The sequence below is a fragment of the Ensifer sp. LC163 genome, from assembly GCF_001695855.1.
In the GTDB taxonomy this organism is placed as follows: domain Bacteria; phylum Pseudomonadota; class Alphaproteobacteria; order Rhizobiales; family Rhizobiaceae; genus Ensifer.
Window position 1 is genome coordinate 52,234 of the sequence record NZ_MBSS01000010.1, and the last position, 18,074, is coordinate 70,307.

Consider the following 18,074-nt stretch of genomic DNA (forward strand, 5'->3'; position numbering starts at 1 on the left):
GTTGCTGGTCGCCCGCGCCGGCGTCCGACGACTGAGGCCGTCAGGCTCCGTGGCGCAGCGTTCGTCAATAGCTGCCGCGAGAAAAGCAGACTGCGGGGATCGTCTTGACGACGATGGAGAAGTCGCGGATCAGCGACCAGTTCTGAACATAATGCGTGTCGAAGGCGACGCGAGCGGCATAGGAAACGTCATTCCTGCCGCTGATCTGCCAAAGACCCGTCAGGCCCGGGCGGGACTGCAGGTAGAACACAGCTGCAGCATCGTAGAGTTCGAGTTCGTCTTCGACGACGGGGCGCGGGCCGACGATGCTCATTTCGCCGCGCAGGATGTTGATGAGCTGCGGCAGTTCGTCGAGGCTGAGTTTGCGCAACACGCTGCCGACAACGGTCACCCGCGGGTCGTCCTGCAGCTTGCGCGTTGCACGCCATTCCTCGTAGGCGGCGGGATTGTTGCGGAGATATTCCTGCAAGAGCCGATCCCCATCCGCCCGCATCGTGCGGAACTTCAGGCAGCGGAATGAACGGCCATTATGGCCGATACGGCGGTGACCGTAAAAAACGGAACCGCCGTCGGAAAACTTGACGAGCATCATCAAGAGCAGGAAGAGCGGACTGAGAAAGGCGAGAGCTAGCGAAGCGGTGAAGATATCGAAGCCACGCTTCGAAATTCCTCCTACCGGACGAAATGCTCCCGACTCTGCGGCACTGTAAAACGGCGAATTGGCCGATCGAGTCGCAGACTTCATAGAGAAGACTCCATTTACGTTGGCGATTGGTCGGTCCCCTTGGGGCGCACTCGTATCCAAGAATGAGTGTATGGTTAGAATTTGTTTTTTAAAGGCGAAATGATGACCGGCGCCGTGCCCGCGGTTCACTGACGTATATCATCGATCGCGAATATGTAATATTTCCTTGATCCAGAAGATCATCTATTCATGGCGAGCCAAGTGGCTTCCGGTCGGTTTCGATGTAGTTTCCGGGCAAACCGAAATTACTCATGAAAAAATTGACCTTACCTTGAACTAGTGATGTTTGCCTTCGTCTTGCGTCCGAAGATTTTCCCGCTCTGTAAATTGAGATCCGTCAAATTCGCCGATGTATTTTGCGGCGCAGCAATCTTTTGCATTGCACGCGCAAAGCGTTCACAAACGCGAATCTTGTAACAAAAGTTGATAACAAGAGGAGAGCGAGGCCAACCTCGAGACGAACGAAACAAGGCGAAACCCACGAAGGGTGGAATATCGAGCAACACATTTCGGCCCGTCAGGCCCCGACTGGCCGCGATATGGCCGCGGTGCAAACCGATTCCCTCGATCCGCCCCGGCCCATCCAATCAACGGAATTTGATCGGCGACGGCCTGTTCGAAAGGCGACATAAACATTTTCGGGGCTATAGCGGCTTATATTGCATCTGCGGTTATTGTCGGTTGAACCGAGGGATAACCGCCAATATATTGAAACTCCGTGGTTGGAAGGGCTTTAGCTCCGATGGAGACACCAACAACAGACCCGATGGCTAGGTAGAGCGATGTTCGCACCCCGTGTCTTTGCGAGCATGATTGGCGCTTTGACGGTGTTTGCCATCGTCACCTATCTGCTGAACGGTTCGCTGACCTCGACCCTTATTCAAACCTTGATCTGCGCCGTCCTGATGCAGGTCGGCTATTTCCTGGCTGTCGTTTTTCTCGTCTGGAAGAAGGCCCGCGAGCGCGAGCGGCAGGCAGCCGAGAGCGCACGCGCGACGACCGACGAAAAGCAGCCCGGCAAGGTTTCGACGGGGCGCTTGAACAGGTCAGGCCACATCAACCCCTGACGCGCGAAAGACGGCCTCCCTCTCCGCTGGCGATACCATCAACAAAAAAGTCAACGTTTTGACGCGGTTGCGACATGATCCCGTTGCATCGTGCAGCAAACCGGCAAGCAACACCGATGCCGGCCATGCCCGAGGTAACGCTGGAGGCCACAATGACCGCAGCTGCAAGGATGGACGTCTGTGTCATCATCGCCGCAAAAAATGCCGCCGAAACGATTGCAAGGGCCGTCGCCTCGGCCTTGGCCGAGCCCGAGACCGCCGAGGTCATCGTCATCGACGATGGTTCGACCGACACGACCGCGTCGGCCGCCCTGTCCGTTGCCGACGATACCGGACGGCTGAACATCGTGCGCTTCGAGAAGAATAGAGGACCGGCTGCAGCACGAAACCACGCGATATCGATCAGCCGCTCACCTATCCTCGCCATCCTCGATGCCGATGATTTCTTTCTGCCCGGCAGACTTGGCCAGCTTCTGGACGTTTCTGATTGGGATTTCGTCGCCGACAACATCGCCTTCATGGACGAGGCGGCCGCCGCTGATGCAGCGGACGAAGTGGACCGGTTCCAACCGGAGCCACGCCTTCTCGATCTCGCCGGCTTCGTCGAGGGTAACATCTCGCGCCGCGGCGTCAGGCGGGGAGAGATCGGTTTTCTCAAGCCCCTCATGCGGCGTGAGTTTCTTTCCACCCATCAGCTCGCCTACAACGAGACCCTTCGTCTCGGCGAAGATTACGACCTCTATCTACGAGCACTTGCCAAAGGCGCGCGCTACAAGATCATCCACAGCTGCGGTTATGCGGCCATCGTACGCGGCAATTCGCTGAGCGGCAGTCACCGCACCGAAGACCTGAAGAGGCTTTATGAGGCCGACCGGGCGATCCTTGCGGACAATCAATTGAGTGCAGAGGCGTCCGCCATGATCCGCCGGCACGAACGCCATATTCGTGGGCGCTACGAACATCGCCATTTTCTCGACCTGAAACGCCAGGGCGGGCCGATCGCCGCCGTCACCTACCTGCTCGGCAAACCGGCAGCCGTTCCGGCAGTCGCCGGCGGGATCTTTGCTGATAAGACCGAGCGCATGACACGGAGCAAGCCCGATGCCTTGGCGGCGCTCGGCGGCTCGGGACGGCTGCGTTACCTGCTGCCGGCTTCCGCTGAATTGGGCTAATCGCCAGTGAAACGGCGCCCACTGGGGGCGCCGTTTCACCTCTACCTTCAGAGATAGTCGCGACGAACCGTCTCGAGGACATCGCGGAAGCGCACCTTGCGCTCGGCAAGAACACGGTCTTCACTCAGTTGCGGTTGCGCTCTGCTTGCCTGCCACAATGCCAGCGTCGACGGCGCCGCCAACAGCTGCTTGGCCGCTCCGCGTAGAAACGTTTGTCTAGGCTGCTTCGCGTCGACGACCAGGCCTCCATCTATCTGCCGGCGGTTCGGATCTTCGCCATAGGTTTCCGGTATGTCGAACCCCATGCCCCAGAACCGGGTGCCCTTGATCATCGCTTCGGCCCGGCTGGAAACCGGGACATGGCGGGGGCGATAGGTCACCCCGACCGTCCGGGCCCAATCGTTCCACTTGAAGCTGTTGATGCTGTTCGAGGTCGAGACCGCAACCCACGGGACGCGAAAGGCGTCCGCAAGGATGGCGCCGTGCATCGATTCCGCCACGATCAGCTCGGACTGAGCGATCTCCCGGATCACGGCTCCGGCCTCGCCGCGCGGGTCGATATAGTGCAGGCCGACAGTGCCGCAGGTCGTCGGCCACATGCCGGCAATCGCACTCTCCCAATGCGGCACGAAGCTGCGCTTGTGGATCTTGGGCAAGTTCTGGAACTCCGGCATCTCGGCAACCATCACGGCCGGATCGATAATACCGCGTTCGGGCTCGATGCCGACCTTTTCGGCTGTCAGCGGACCGCGCACACTGCGAATGTCCCATTCCGCGGTATCGCGCATATCCGGAAGCGTGCCATAGCCAAAGCCGCTGCCGAGCACCAGCTTTCGTATGCCATCGGGTAATAACGCTCGATTGAGCACCGTACCGACGCCGACGAGCAGGATGTCGTCATGGCTGTCGCGGAAACCAGGCAAGAGGAAATCCCAGAGCCAAAGATTGAGGTCGTCTCCGAAATTTCCGTGATGTGATTCCCAGTAATAGGGCTTCATAAGCGGTCCCTTCTCTCAAATGAAAATGTGTCCGGCGCCGCAAGCGGCGGGTCTTTCTCCCTCCTCAGGGATGCTGTCTTCGTGATCAGCGTTGCGGTGATAGCTTGCCGACGGCCAGTTCGAGGGCGCTTTGCAGCAATTTCGGATCGCGCCATACCCAGCGCGCAAGCAGCCTGAATTGTGGTGCCTTCTTGCGGCGCAGCCGGCGTGCCTGGCTCCACAAGGCCTGACGGCGGGCCGTGTGCTGATAGGACCGGATCGAGGCGATTTCCGACGGTCGGCGTGAAAACCGGCCCTCGAGCGTTTCAAGTGCCACGAAGGTGTTGAACTGCTGCTGCAGAAACTCCGGCGAATCGTTGTCGATCGAATGGAAGATGTTGATGCCCTCGCCGCGTTCGGCGCCGGCCGCGTCGCAAAGCACCACCCGTCGGGCCGACAACACGCAATCGCAAAAGAACAGCACGTCCTCGGCCGCCAGCCGGAGTGCGGCGTCGAAGCGGATCGTCTCGAACAACGAACGCCCGATCACCATGCAGGACAGATGCAGGAAGCTCCAGTTCCTCAACATCACCTTGGAAAGATCCGGAATTTCCACCACCAGCGGGCTCTCCTGCAACCGGATGCAGGTATCGCTCTTCAGGAGATCGGCGACGCCGAAATGATAGTAGAATGCATCGCCGCCCGATATCGACGCCCAATAACAATCGGCATCGAATCGAGTCAGGCTTTGATAGGCATTCCACAGGTGATCGGGCGTCCAGACGTCGTCGGAATCGAGGAATGCTACGAACTCCGCGTCATGTGGAACATTGTCGAGCCCGGTGTTGCGTGCGCCACCCGGCCCCTGGTTGGATTGCCGCACGACAGTGATGCGCCCGCGCATGTCTTCACTGAGCGGCGCCAGCTCCTCATCGATCGGATAAGGAGATTGATCGTCGACCACCAAGATATGGAAGTCCTGAAATGTCTGGGCGAAGACGGACGTAAGCGCCCGCCGAAGGATGCCCGGCTCCTTCTGGTAGTAAGGGATAATAATCGTCAGCTTTGCCATCTTTTCGCCCCTGCGGTTTCTCTAGAAAGAGTCTTGCGTGGTCTCCTCCCACCGGGTCGCGGCCGTATGTCTATCGCTTGTCCTTTGTCACTCATCCTTTCAAAGGGCTCACGGGATGTTCGCCATGCCCTCAACCGTCAATGCCAATTCCGTCACCCGTAACGTCGGCTGGAGCGTGCTCTCAAAGACAGGCACATTCGGGCTGAAATTTGTCACCGTGCCTATTCTGGCGCGCATCCTGACGCCCGAAGAGTTTGGAACGGTCGCCGTCGCACTCACAGTCGTGCAGTTTCTGGCCATGATCGGCGGCGCCGGTCTGGCCTCTGCGCTGATCATTCAGCGCGACGAGGAAATGGAACTCGTCCATTCCGCATTCTGGGCGAATCTGGCGATTTCCATGCTGATGGCGCTTGGCCTTTTCGTCTTTGCTGCACCACTCGCAGTGATGCTGGGGGCGCCCGAAGCTGCCTATCTGCTTGAGATTATGAGCCTGCTCATTCCGCTGCAGCTCGGCGGCGATGTCGCCTATGCGCTCCTGGCCCGGCGCATGAATTTCAGCAAGGATGCCGCCTGGAGCATGATTTCGGAGACGCTCGGCGCTCTCGTCGCCGTCGCCATGGCGCTTGCCGGGTTCGGTGTGTGGTCGCTCTTGGGCCAGCTGTTCGTCTCCGCACTGATTCGCCTCGCGGGGCTCTATGCCGTCTCCGGCTATGTGCCGCGGCTGGTCTTTTCATTGTCGCGCGTCTGGACCCTAAGCCGTTTCAGTCTCGGCATGATGGGCTCCGAGATCGCCAATTTCATCACTTTCCAGTCGCCAATGGTGGTGATCTCCCGCTATCTCGGCCTTTCCGATGCTGGCGCTTATTCCGCCGCCAACCGCTTCTCCAGTATCCCCAACCAGATCGTGCTTTCGGCTGTTATGGGCGTGCTTTTCCCCGCCTTCAGCCATATGGGCGAGGATCGCGAGCGCCGGTCGCAGGCCTTGATGCTGAGCACGCAGGTCACCACCGTGCTGCTGGCTCCGATGATGTTCGGGCTGTGGGCGCTCGCCGAGCCGGCGATGCTCGTGCTCTTCGGCAGCCAATGGGCGGCGGCCTGGCCGGTTCTCGGACTGCTGGCGCTGTCCAAGGGTATCCTGACACCGTGCAGCACCTACGTGCCCTATCTCAAGGGTATCGGCCAGGGTGCGGTCCTGTTCTGGTGGGCGGTGATCCGGGCGGTTATCACCACCGGCGCAGTTGCCTATGCGGCCATCAACGGCTCGCTGATCGACGCGATGATCGCGCTTTGCACGGTCAACGTTCTGACTCTGATCGGGTATTCGTGGGTGGTCTTCCGGGCTGACCGTATGCCGTTCGTGAAAGGCTTCTTCGTCTCGACCCGGCCAATGTTTGCGGCCTTTGCCATGGCGCTTGCCGTGCGTTTTCTGCTTGAGCGATTCGGCCCCCTGGTTCCCAACGCCATCTTGCAGGTGCTGGCCGGCGCTGCCATGGGCGGCCTCATCTACCTTATCCTGATGGTTCTGACCGAGCGGAAATTGCTGATGAAACTATATCGGATGATCCGTCAGCGCGGCGCGGTGGGTGCCGCGCCAGAACCCGCGGAATGATAGGGGTTGGCGACGTCGGCAGTGCCTTACACTCGCCGCAATTCCCGCCGCCGCCGCCAAAAAACGTCAAATTGACAATGGCCAACGAAAAAACTCTACAATCCTTGCTGGCGTTTGATTGCAATCAATTCAACCAAAGACTTCTGCTCATGAGAATATGAGCATGTTCCGCAAAATGCGACAACGGGTGCGCTTTTAAGGACTGCTGCGGTGAATTTGCGATCGATCTGAGGTGAATTCGAAATGTGGCGAATGCTGCATCGCAGCAAAACATGACTGATTCTTTTGTTGCAACGCCATATTTTCATCCACGCCCCTGCCCTAGCTTAATCGATGCGGGCTCTAGTCTGCTCTGTTGAAACGGCGCCGAAAATGGCGCTGGCAGATAGGAGTGACGGACATCGTGGCGATGGACGCGAACATTTCCTCGCGGATCAATCTGATGCGCATCATGCTGATCTCGGGCATCGTCTTCGTGCATGTGCCGCATGATCCGCAGACGAGCCCGTTCCTGGGAACCTATGGGTTCCTGGACTGGCTGCGCGTGTTTCTGGGCGACAGCCTGTTTCGCGTCGGCGTTCCCTGCCTCAGTGCCATCTCCGGCTATCTCATGTTCCGCCGAGGTCTGGACACGTTCGACTACAAGAAGACGCTTCGAACCAAAGCGCGCACGGTGCTGCTTCCCTTCCTCCTGTGGAACCTGGCCTTTCTGGCACTCGTCTATCTCGCGCAGCTTGGGAATATCGGCTTCGGCTACCTGCCGGATGTCGTCAATGCCACCCCACGGGAATGGCTGAGCCTTGCCTTCGCGCTCGAGGGCCTGCCGATCAACGTCCCGCTCTACTTTCTGCGCGATCTTTTGTTATGCATCCTGCTCTCGCCATTGCTGGCCTGGCTGATCAAGCGCTATCCGCTGCAAACTCTTGGCGTTCTGCTCGCCTATGCCGTGCTTCCGCTGCCGAATGGCGTCTTCCTGAAGAAATCGATCCTCTTCGGCTTCTGCACCGGTATCTATGTCAGCCTGCACCGCATCGACGCCAAGCTGCTCGACCCCTATGCCCGATCGATCGCCGCTATTTTCCTCGCAGCTGCTGTCGCGCTCTCGATCGTTCTTTACCAGACCGGTCCGGAGTTCCCTCTCTGGGCCGATATGCTGCGCGGCCTGACAGCACTTTCCGGCATCGTCGGTTCCTGGGCCGTTTCAGCACTTCTCGTGCGCACACGGTTCGGTGAACGCCTTGCGCGCGCCGGTGGCCTCAGCTTCTGGATCTTCTGTGCCCATTATCCCCTGCTCATCCTTTTCTGGATGGCCTGGAACCGCACCGAAATCACCGACTACCGGCTGTTCTATTTTACGATCCCCTTCATCACGATCGTCATTCTCGTTGCCGCGCATGGCCTCGCCAAGCGCCTGGCACCGGGCTTCACCGCCGTCCTGACCGGCAGCCGCACCGGCCCCTCCCAAGCCGATGCGCGCCCGGACACAGGTCGTCGCTCCGATTACTCGCCACAGCAAAGGACCTGACCATGAGATCAATCCGACCTCACCGCCTCGCCCTGCTCACGATCCTCGCCGCCGGCCTTGGCGGCTCCGCAATGGCACAGGAAGGTGCCACCGGCACATCGTTCCTGGACAACTTCGACACGCTCGACACTGCCCACTGGTATGTTTCGGATGGCTGGAACAACGGGGCGCACCAAAACTGCACCTGGTCGAAGGAGCGGGCGGCTGTCGTCGACGGCATCCTCGAATTGAAGTTCGAGGAAGGCAAGACGGGCGAGCGCAACTATGCCTGCGGAGAAATCCAGACCCGCAAGCGCTTCGGCCACGGCACCTACGAAGCCCGCATCAAGGCGGCCGACGGATCGGGACTGAATTCGGCCTTCTTCACCTATATCGGCCCCGCCGACAAAAAGCCGCATGACGAGATCGACTTCGAAGTGCTCGGCAAGAACCCGGCAAAGGTGCAGCTCAATCAATATGTGTCGGCCAAGGGCGGCAACGAGAAGCTCGCCGACGTGCCGGGCGGCGCCAATCAAGGGTTCAACGACTACGCCTTCGTCTGGGAGAAGGAGCGGATCCGCTATTACGTCAATGGCGAACTGGTCCACGAAGTGACCGATCCCGCCAAGATCCCGACCAACGCCCAGAAGATCTTCTTCAGCCTGTGGGGCACCGACACGCTCAGCGATTGGATGGGCACGTTCGCCTACAAGGGACCGACGGCGCTGCAGGTAGACCGGATCGCCTTCACCGCGCCTGATGAAAAGTGCCAGTTCGCTGAATCCGTCGCCTGCAAATTGAACTGAGGACGGCAGAACGCCGCCGCATCCGTGCATCGCAACGCCAAACGTTGCGATGCACGATTTCTTGAATCATGCTTGGCTCGGGCTGAGCAGGAAAACGGAAGTTTTCATGCTGCAGATACTTTATTTCGCACAGGATCTGGCTGACCCCGCGGTTCGCCGCCGGATCCTGATGCTTACGGCGGGCGGTGCACGCGTGACGCTCGCCGGCTTTCGCCGTGGTGCGAACGCATTGGCGGCGATCGACGGCATCGACCCGATCGAACTCGGCACCACGCGCGATGGTCGCTTTGCCCAGCGCGTTGTAGCCATCACCAAGGCCTGCCTGTCTCTGCCCGCCAAGTTGCGCGCCATCAGCCGGCCCGACCTGATCATCGCGCGCAACCTCGACATGCTGGCCATCGCCAACAAGGCGGTTTCCATGTTCGGCGGCGATGTTCCCGTTGTCTATGAATGCCTCGACATTCATCGCCTGCTTCTGCGCGAGGATGTGGCCGGACGGGCCATACGTGCCAGTGAGGCCTATCTCGGACGCAATGCGCGGCTGCTGATCACCAGTTCTCCCGCCTTTGTCGAACATTATTTCCGCCCACTGTCGGGCCTGGATACGCCGGTCATGCTTCTCGAGAACAAGGTGCTGGAACTCGGCGAGCGCGACAGCCCACGGGTCGCAGCAGTTACCACACCGCGACCGAACGGCCCCTGGCGGATCGGCTGGTTCGGCGCACTGCGCTGCCGTAAGTCGCTCGAACTGCTTTCGGCGTTTTCCCGTCGCATGGAAGGCCGCTTCGAAATCGTCCTTCGCGGCAGGCCCGCCTATTCCGAATTCGATGATTTCGACGGCTTCATTCGCAATGAGCCGCACATGGCCTTCCATGGCCCCTACCGCAGTCCCGAAGACCTCGGTGCGATCTATGACGAGATCGATTTCACCTGGGCGATCGATTTCTTCGAGGAGGGCCAGAACTCCAAATGGCTGCTTCCGAACCGGCTCTATGAGGGCTGCCGCTACGGTCGGGTTCCGATCGCCATGCGCGGTACGGAGACCGCCCGCTTCCTGGCAGTCCGTGGCCTCGGTTTTCTGCTTGATGAAGCAGAGCCGGAGAACCTCGTTTCGCTTCTCGGAGACGTCGATGCCGGCCGCTATGCGGATGCATCACACCGGGTGACCGCCTGCAATTCCGACACCTGGGTCTTCGGCCGCAATGACTGCGAGAACCTCGTCAGGCGTTTGTCGGCAATCACATCGAAGGCCCCGGAGCCCGCGACGCCGCTTTCTCACGCCCGTCAAAACGAAGGTGGTTTGTCATGAACACAACAGATCTGACGTCGACGCGCAGCCTGATCGTCATCCCCTGCCTGAACGAGGCCGAGCATATCGAGGCTCTGGTCGACAAGCTTCGCCCGTCGATCGCGCCGCTCAATGCGGTCATCCTGATCGTCGATGGCGGCAGCACCGATGGCACCCGTGAAATCGCGGCTCGGCTGGCCGACGACGATCCGTCGGTCCTGACGCTCGATAATCCCCAGCGCATCCAGAGCGCCGCAATCAATCTTGCGATAGCCGAGTATGGCTCGTCCTTCGATTATCTTCTCCGCATCGATGCTCACGGCACCTATCCGGACGACTATTGCCAGAGGCTGGTCGAGGAAGTGACCGCAGCGGGCGCAGACTCCGTCGTCGTTGCCATGCAGACGGTCGGCTTCACGCCCTTTCAAAAGGCAACGGCCTACGCCCAGAATTCCAAACTCGGAAATGGCGGCGCCAAACACCGGCTTGGGGCTACCAGCCATTGGGCCGACCACGGACATCATGCGCTGATGCGGATTGCAGCCTTCACGGCAATTGGCGGTTATGACGAGAGCTTCAGCCACAACGAAGACGCCGAGTTCGACTATCGGTTCCGCAAGGCCGGCTACCGTATCTGGATGACCGACCGAACGAGCATGGTCTATTATCCCCGGGCAAAGATCGGGCCGCTGTTCCGGCAGTATTTCAGCTATGGCCGGGGCCGAGCCCGCAATGTGCTCAAGCATCGCGTCGTGCCAAGCCTGCGCCAACTGCTGCCGCTCGCCGTGGCGCCGGTGGCAATCGGCGCATTGCTTGCCGTCATCAACTGGATTGCCGTCGTCCCGGTCGTCCTCTGGGCCGCAGCCTGCATTGGTTACGGCGCCTGGATGGCACTTGGCCAGAAGAATCCTTACGGTCCGCTGGCCGCGGTTTCGGCCATGGTGATGCATTTCGCCTGGTCCGCCGGGTTCTGGCGCGAGTTGCTTGACCTTCGCAGCAGGCGGGTCGCACCATGACCGAGACAGCCACCGAAATGACCGGAGATGTTCGCGTCGACATCGCGGTCTGCACGTTTCGTCGGGCCGAGCTTGCCGAAACGCTGCGCTCGCTCGCTGCCATTGCGGTGCCCGGCGGGACGGCAATCCGCATCATCGTCGCCGACAACGACGTGCATCCAAGTGCGGCCGGCCTTGTCGACGCGCTGAGGCTCGAAATTCCCTTTGAGATTGACTATGTGCATTGCCCGGCAAGCAACATCTCGATCGCCCGCAACGCCTGCCTCGATAAAGCGCACGGCGACTACCTTGCCTTTGTCGACGACGACGAAACGGTTTCGCGTGACTGGCTGGTGCGTCTGTTGGAAACGGCCGCGGCCACCGGGGCCGAGGCGGTTCTCGGCCCGGTCCGCGCCGGGTATGACCTGTCCGCACCGTCCTGGATGCGGCGCGGCGATTTTCATTCGACGCGACCCGTGTGGGTCGGCGGCGAGATTGTGACGGGCTACACCTGCAACGTCCTGCTCGACCCCAAACGCCCGGCACTTGCAGGGCGGCGTTTCAACCTCGCGCTCGGCCGAACAGGCGGTGAGGATACGGAGTTCTTCACCCATATGCACGAGGCCGGCGGCCGTCTTGCCTATGCATCGGATGCCCTGGTCTACGAGATCGTGCCGGAAACGCGCGCCAGCTTTCGATGGTTGGCAAAGCGACGCTTTCGCTCCGGCCAGACCCATGGCCGTTTGCTTGCGCAAGCCGCGGCAGGCAGCGGCAAGGCGGTCGAGATCGCTCGTGCCGCGGCCAAATCCGGCTACTGCGCTACCGCCAGCCTGCTCTTCGTCGCCTCGCCGGTTGCCCGGTCGCGCTATGCTCTGCGCGCCATCATGCATGCCGGCGTCGTCAGCGGCCTTTTCGGCGTTCGCGAGCTTGAGCAGTACGGCACATCGGAAGTGGCGGCGCGATGACGAAAACCAATCCGGATGTCAGCTTTGTCATCGCTGCCTTCAACGCGGCCGATACAATCGCGCGCGCGATCGACAGCGCGCTTGCCCAGGAAGACGTCGAGGTCGAAGTGATCGTCGTCGACGATGCGTCGCCTGACGACACCGCAGCCATCGTCGCGGCCTTGGCCGATCCGCGTATCCGGCTGCTCCGGCTTCCAGCCAATCGCGGCCCGGGCGGCGCGCGCAATGCCGGGCTCGATGCAGCCCGCGGCGAATGGATCGCCATCCTCGATGCCGACGACACGGTTCGCCCCGCGAGACTTGCCCGAATGATAGCCAGCGCGCGTCGCGAAAGCGCTGACATCGCCGTCGACAATCTGGAAGTCCTGAACCTCGATGGCCGGCGCGAGCGGATGTTTGTCGATGCAACGCTCGAGAAGGCACCGATCCTCACCCTTGCCGCCTTCATCGAGTCAAACGTGCTTTTCCGCGCGACCTATAATTTCGGTTACATGAAGCCGATCTTCGAGCGCCAGTTTCTCGAGCAGAAGCAGCTGCGCTTCAGGCAAGATATCCGTATCGGCGAAGACTACATCCTGCTGGCCTCGGCCCTTGCCGAAGGCGGGCGCTGCGTTGTCGATCCGTCCGCCGGCTATCGTTATCACATCCGCAAAGGCTCCATCTCCCGCGTACTTGAACTGCGCCATGTCGATGCGATGATCGCCACTGACGCCGACTTCCTCAGCACCCACGCCATCGACGCAGGTGCAATGGCAATGCAGCGCAAGCGCAGCCGCAGCCTTTTCGAGGCGCGCGCCTTCCTGCAACTCGTTGAACACATCAAATCCAGATCGCTGGGCAGCGCCGTCAAGACGGCGCTCTCCAGCCCGCGCGCGCTCCGGCATCTCCGGATGCCGATCGCCGCGCGACTGCGCCGCCTCGTTGCGCCGCTGTCGCGCTTGAAGCCCGCCACGATGACAGTGGCGGCTGAACGATCCACCTCGGGCAAAAGCCCTCACACAAAAAAAGGATAATGCCATGGACCGTATCAGAACTGTCAGAAAAGCAGTTATTCCGGTTGCCGGCAACGGCACGCGTTTCCTTCCCGCGACGAAGGCTGTTCCGAAAGAGATGCTGACCATCGTCGATCGGCCGGTTGTGCAATATGCTGTCGACGAAGCCCGCGAGGCCGGCATAGAGCACATCGTCTTCGTCACCAGTCGGAACAAGCAGGCGATCGAAGACCACTTCGACGACACGCCCGAGCTCATTTCGTCGCTGACGCGCTCGGGCAAGAACGCCCAGATTTCCGAACTCGAGAGCATGTTGCCCAAGGCCGGCTCCGTCAGCTTCACCCGGCAACAGGCGCCGCTCGGCCTCGGCCATGCTGTCTGGTGCGCACGCGACCTGATCGGCGACGAGCCTTTTGCGCTGCTCCTGCCCGATATGCTTTCCTATGGCGCGCGCGGCTGCATGGCCGGCCTGATGGATCTCCATGGTCAAACCGGCGGCAATGTCGTCGGCGTCGAACAATGCGCGCCGGAGGATGCCTCCAAATACGGCATCGTCGGCAAGGGAGCGAGTGTTCCCCATGGTTTCGCGGTCACCGAAATGGTTGAAAAACCAAGGGCGGGAGAGGCGCCGTCGAACTTCTATCTTAACGGCCGCTACGTTCTCCAGCCCGAAATCTTCGGCATTCTCGCCCGCCAGCAGCGCGGTGCCGGCAACGAGATCCAGCTGACCGATGGCATGCTGAAGCTTTCCAAGGACCAGCCGTTCCACGCCCACCCCTATGATGGCCGGACCTTCGATTGCGGATCGAAGCAAGGGTTTATCGAGGCGAACGTCGCCTTTGCGCTCGCCCGTTCGGATATCGGCGACCTGGTCTACGAATCCGTCAGGGACATGGTTTTGTCTCACGAAGGCCGCATCCGCGCGGCATAAGCCCGGTTCCGGCGCCCCGAATAGGGGGCGCCGGCCGATAGACTGTATGGAAACGGACAGAGCGACCCAATGAAACAAAGAAGTCTACCGTTCAGTAGCGTCTTGCCCCGGGAAGCCGAGGAATCCGATGGCTTCATCGATCTCGACCGGCTTTTTTCGGTGGCCGTTCGCCGCGGCAAGACAGTCGGGCTCTTCGTTGCCCTGTTCGTCGTGCTCGGCGGTGTCTACCTGCTTTTCGCCACGCCGAACTATACGTCGATGACCCAGATCCTGCTCGACGAGAACCTCTCCAAATACGCCGAGGAAGAGGCTTCGCCGCAAAACAGCCAGTTGCTCGACACGCAGATTGCAAGCGCCGTCGAGATCCTCAAATCCGGTGAATTGGCGCTGCGCGTCGTCGACAAGATCAACCTTGCCGATAACGACGCGATCCTCAATCCGCCACGCTCACCTTTCGCGGTGGTCAAGGACTGGATGAAAACGATCACCGGCGTGTTTGCCGGCGGTCCTGAGGTAACGGAAGAGGCTGCGCGCAGTGGCCGGCGACAGAAGGCCGCCGCACTCATCCAGCAGGGCCTCGCCGTCGAACGCGTGTCGCGAAGCTCGGTCGTCGCACTTTCCTACCGCTCAAGCGATCCGCAGCTGGCGGCACAGGTGGTGCGCGCCTATGCCGATTCCTACCTGACCGACCAGTTGAACGCCAATTTCGAGGCAACCGAAAGGGCGTCCGTGTGGCTGCAGGAGCGCCTGGCCGACCTGAGGCAGCGATCGCAGGTCGCTTCGCTGGAGGTGGAACAATACCGCACCGACAACGGGCTGACCTCGGCGCGGGGCGAGCTTATGTCGGAACAGCAGCTCGCCGACCTGAACAGCCAGCTCATCATCGCCCAGGCCGATACGGCGACCGCTTCGGCCCGCTACAAGCAGTTCCAGGCCATCGTCGAACAGGGCCCGGAGAAAGCCGTCGACAACGCGACGATCTCGTCGAAGGATGGCGACAACTCCGTCATCCGTGATCTCAGGACCCGCTACCTCTCGGTCGGCAAGCGCGAGCAGGAAGTGACCCAGAGCTTTGGCGCCGACCATCCGCAGGCCGTATCGCTGCGGACCGAGAAGAACGATATCGGCCGCCAGATCTACCAGGAACTCCAGCAGCTCGCATCGAGCTATCGCAATGAATATGAGGTCGCGCGGTCACGCGAAGCCTCGCTGCGTGAAAACATCGAGGGAACCACCGGCCGGAACTCCGACGCGAACCGATCGCTCGTCCATCTGCGCGAACTCGAGCAGAAGGCGGCGGCGCTGAAGACGCTTTATGAATCCTATCTCGGTCGCTACGAGCAGGCGGCACAGCAGCGCTCCTTCCCGATCGCCAAGGCGCGGGTGATTTCCGAAGCGGGCGTGCCCGTTTCGCCCTCAAGCCCAAAGAAAACGATGATCCTGGCTTTGTCGGCCGTGCTCGGCATGATGGCAGGTGGGGCTTTTGCCGCGTTTCAGGAATTCCGCGAGCGGACGTTCCGTCTCGAAGGCGACGTGCGCACTATCCTCGGGCACCGGTCGCTCGGTTATGTCCCGCTGATCGGCCCACGCGCGCCGACAGCCGCGGACCACATGCGCGCCCGGCTGGTGAAGGACAAGGGACCACCCCAACCGATGCCGGAACCGGTGCCCTTCGAACGCGTCAGTCGCATCGTGCTCGACGCGCCGCGCTCCTCCTTTACCGAGACGTTCCGCAACGCCAAGCTCGCCTGTGACCAGATGCTGCATGGAAACGCCTGCCGTGTGGTCGGCATCGTTTCCGCCGTTCCCGATGAGGGCAAATCGATTGTGGCGGCCAATTTTGCCGCCCTTCTCGCCGCCAGCGGCAAGCGAACGCTGCTGATCGATGCGGATATCCGCAAGCCTGGCCTGAGCAAGATGATCACCCCGGCGCCGAAGACGGGACTTGTCGAAGCGCTGACCGGAGAGACATCATGGCCGGCCGGCATCAAGATCGACCATAAGACGAAGCTTGCCATCTTCCCGGTCGGCGGCGAAGCCAGCAGCCACTACCCGCATGACAGCCACGAGCTGCTCGCCTCGCAGGCCATGGCGGACCTCATCGAGAATGCGCGCAAGTCCTTCGACTATGTGATCGTCGACCTCGCGGCCCTCGCCCCTGTCGTCGATGCCAAGGCGTTTTCGCCGCTTGCCGATGGTTTCCTCTTTGTCGCCGAATGGGGCCGCACACCGTCACGGCTCGTGCGCGACCTGCTGCACGCCGAACCGCAGATCAACGCCAAGATCCTCGGGGTGATCCTCAACAAGACGGACATGCGGGAACTGGCGAAATACAGCGATTTCGGCGCCGCCGAACACTATCGCCACCGCTTTGAAAAATACTATGTCGACAACGCTGCGACCCAACGCGAAGCCGAGCCGGTTTGAACGACGGGAGCCCAACTCGCTTGGGCTCTCCTAATCCTTCCAGAACAGCGGCGTCAGAACGACCAGAACGGTCAGGATCTCAAGACGCCCGAGCAGCATCATGATCGACAACAGATAGAGCGCCGGATCGGACAAGGTGGAGAAGTTTCCAGCTGGCCCGATGATCGGACCGAGCCCTGCACCAACATTTGAAAGCGCCGTCGCGATCGCCGACGCCGATGTCAGCAGGTCATAACCAAAGGCGCCCATGGCCAGGCTGCCGAAAGCCCAGATCATCATATAGGCCGTAAAAAACAAGAAGACTGTCCGCTGCACGTCGATATCGACCAGTGCATGGCCGTAGCGAACCGTATGGATCGCGTTCGGGTAGATGAGCTTGTAGAGGCCGGCCCGAATGGAATTGAAGACGATGATGAAGCGATAGGCTTTCATACCCCCGGCCGTCGATCCGGAACACCCGCCCATGAAGGTCGCGGCAAAGGCGAGCGCGACGATGAAGTCGCCCCAAAGCATGTAGTCATCGCTGGCAAACCCGGTCGTCGACAGGATCGACGATACGGTGAAAAACGAATGCGCCAGCGCTTCATGGAAGGCGACACCGTTTTCCAGCCGCTGAAAAAGGCTGGCTGCGATCGCAAGCACCGTCAGGTACGACAGGAACACGATGATCTGCGGATCCTTCAGTGTGTCCAGTCGCCCGCGCACGATGAAGATGATCAGCACCGAAAACGGCAGGCTGCTGACCGTCATGAAGAACGTTGCCACCCACAGGATCGGCAGGCTGCTGAAATAGCCGAGCGAGGCGTCATGAGTGGAAAAGCCTCCGGTTGCGATCGTCGACATCGCGTGATTGATCGCATCGAAGCGGTTCATTCCGAGATAGCCGTAGATGATGGCGCAGGTGACCGTCAGGACGACGTAGATCAGCACGAAGGCGCGGGTGAAGGTGACGATGCGCGCGAACGGCTTCTCGGTGGTGTCGGACGATTCCATCTTGAAGAACGAGAGCCCGCCGACGCGCAGATACGGCATCACGAACAGGCCGAGCGCCACGATCCCGATGCCGCCGAGCCAGTGCAGCAGCGAACGCCAGACGAGGATGCCCGGCGGTGCGTTGTCCAGGCCGGCGATGACGGTCGAACCCGTCGTGGTGATGCCCGAGACAGATTCGAACAGCGCCTCGGCAAAATCGAGATTGACCGACGACAGCCAGAAGGGAACGACACCGACGAACGAAACGACGAGCCACAGCAGATTGACGAGGAGAAAGCCCATCTTCCGGTTGAACGCCGGTGGTCCGCCTTGCGTTGCCGCCACCGTCACAAGCGAGAGGCTGCCCATCAGGCACGCTGAGACGGCGAAGACCTTCCAGTCTGGATGGCCGAAATAGAGATCGACCAGCGCAGGGATGAACATCGTCAACGAGAGATAGAGGCCGACCTTTGCGGCAATGTTGATGGCGGACTGGTAAATGGTCGCGTTCAACGGTCAGTCGCCCCGGTCTTGGCTGTCCCTTGTCCACTC

15 protein-coding genes are annotated in these 18,074 nt (G+C 60.7%); 11 read left to right on the forward strand and 4 right to left on the reverse strand.

Annotated elements, in window-relative coordinates:
* Positions 1–64 precede the first annotated feature (64 nt).
* On the reverse strand, positions 65–745 hold the full coding sequence (locus tag BC360_RS08925) for a sugar transferase (protein WP_065794965.1): 681 nt from the start codon (positions 743–745) through the stop codon (positions 65–67).
* Positions 746–1,527: 782 nt separating this feature from the next.
* Between BC360_RS08925 and BC360_RS08930 the strand changes: the two genes are divergently transcribed.
* Complete coding sequence (locus tag BC360_RS08930) at positions 1,528–1,812, forward strand: exopolysaccharide production repressor protein (protein ID WP_065794966.1); 285 nt, start codon at positions 1,528–1,530, stop codon at positions 1,810–1,812.
* A gap of 152 nt (positions 1,813–1,964) precedes the next feature.
* Entirely contained in the window at positions 1,965–2,984 is a 1,020-nt protein-coding gene (locus tag BC360_RS08935) for a glycosyltransferase family 2 protein (protein WP_065795028.1), read from the forward strand.
* Positions 2,985–3,031: 47 nt separating this feature from the next.
* Here the strand turns inward: BC360_RS08935 and BC360_RS08940 are convergent, their stop codons facing one another.
* Together BC360_RS08940 and BC360_RS08945 are read right to left on the reverse strand one after the other, a co-directional pair.
* Entirely contained in the window at positions 3,032–3,982 is a 951-nt protein-coding gene (locus tag BC360_RS08940) for a polysaccharide pyruvyl transferase family protein (protein ID WP_065794967.1), read from the reverse strand.
* An 85-nt stretch (positions 3,983–4,067) separates the two neighbouring features.
* Entirely contained in the window at positions 4,068–5,033 is a 966-nt protein-coding gene (locus tag BC360_RS08945; RefSeq protein WP_065794968.1) for a glycosyltransferase family 2 protein, read from the reverse strand.
* Positions 5,034–5,157: 124 nt separating this feature from the next.
* On the opposite strand from BC360_RS08945, the gene BC360_RS08950 reads away from it, so the two are divergent.
* From BC360_RS08950 to BC360_RS08990, 9 genes are all read left to right on the forward strand, one after another.
* A complete protein-coding gene (locus BC360_RS08950) occupies positions 5,158–6,642 on the forward strand; it encodes a lipopolysaccharide biosynthesis protein (RefSeq protein ID WP_065795029.1) in 1,485 nt (494 codons plus the stop codon).
* Between the two features lie 409 nt (positions 6,643–7,051).
* Positions 7,052–8,167 (forward strand): acyltransferase family protein, encoded by a 1,116-nt coding sequence (locus BC360_RS08955; protein ID WP_065783602.1) that lies wholly within the window; start codon positions 7,052–7,054, stop codon positions 8,165–8,167.
* A 2-nt stretch (positions 8,168–8,169) separates the two neighbouring features.
* Complete coding sequence (locus BC360_RS08960) at positions 8,170–8,952, forward strand: glycoside hydrolase family 16 protein (RefSeq protein ID WP_083222493.1); 783 nt, start codon at positions 8,170–8,172, stop codon at positions 8,950–8,952.
* A gap of 106 nt (positions 8,953–9,058) precedes the next feature.
* Positions 9,059–10,261, forward strand: a complete 1,203-nt coding sequence (locus BC360_RS08965; RefSeq protein WP_065795030.1) for a glycosyl transferase family 1 — start codon at positions 9,059–9,061, stop codon at positions 10,259–10,261.
* Complete coding sequence (locus BC360_RS08970; RefSeq protein WP_065794969.1) at positions 10,258–11,256, forward strand: glycosyltransferase family 2 protein; 999 nt, start codon at positions 10,258–10,260, stop codon at positions 11,254–11,256. Before BC360_RS08965 ends, BC360_RS08970 begins: the two co-directional genes overlap by 4 nt.
* Positions 11,253–12,200, forward strand: coding sequence for a glycosyltransferase (locus tag BC360_RS08975; RefSeq protein ID WP_065783559.1), 948 nt, complete (start codon positions 11,253–11,255; stop codon positions 12,198–12,200). The genes BC360_RS08970 and BC360_RS08975 overlap by 4 nt, the downstream gene beginning before the upstream one ends.
* Positions 12,197–13,213: a glycosyltransferase family 2 protein gene (locus BC360_RS08980; RefSeq protein WP_065783558.1), complete on the forward strand. Its 1,017-nt coding sequence runs from the start codon at positions 12,197–12,199 to the stop codon at positions 13,211–13,213. Before BC360_RS08975 ends, BC360_RS08980 begins: the two co-directional genes overlap by 4 nt.
* A 4-nt stretch (positions 13,214–13,217) precedes the next feature.
* The gene (locus tag BC360_RS08985) at positions 13,218–14,123 is read left to right on the forward strand and encodes a UTP--glucose-1-phosphate uridylyltransferase (RefSeq protein WP_065783557.1); all 906 of its coding nucleotides are present in this window, start codon (positions 13,218–13,220) and stop codon (positions 14,121–14,123) included.
* A gap of 69 nt (positions 14,124–14,192) precedes the next feature.
* Positions 14,193–16,550 carry a polysaccharide biosynthesis tyrosine autokinase gene (locus tag BC360_RS08990; protein WP_065783556.1) on the forward strand — a complete coding sequence of 786 codons (2,358 nt, stop codon included), beginning with the start codon at positions 14,193–14,195 and terminating at the stop codon, positions 16,548–16,550.
* 30 nt (positions 16,551–16,580) lie between these two features.
* Here BC360_RS08990 and BC360_RS08995 read toward each other — a convergent pair whose 3' ends face one another.
* Positions 16,581–17,966 carry a TrkH family potassium uptake protein gene (locus BC360_RS08995; RefSeq protein WP_413813733.1) on the reverse strand — a complete coding sequence of 462 codons (1,386 nt, stop codon included), beginning with the start codon at positions 17,964–17,966 and terminating at the stop codon, positions 16,581–16,583.
* Between the last annotated feature and the right edge of the window lie 108 nt (positions 17,967–18,074).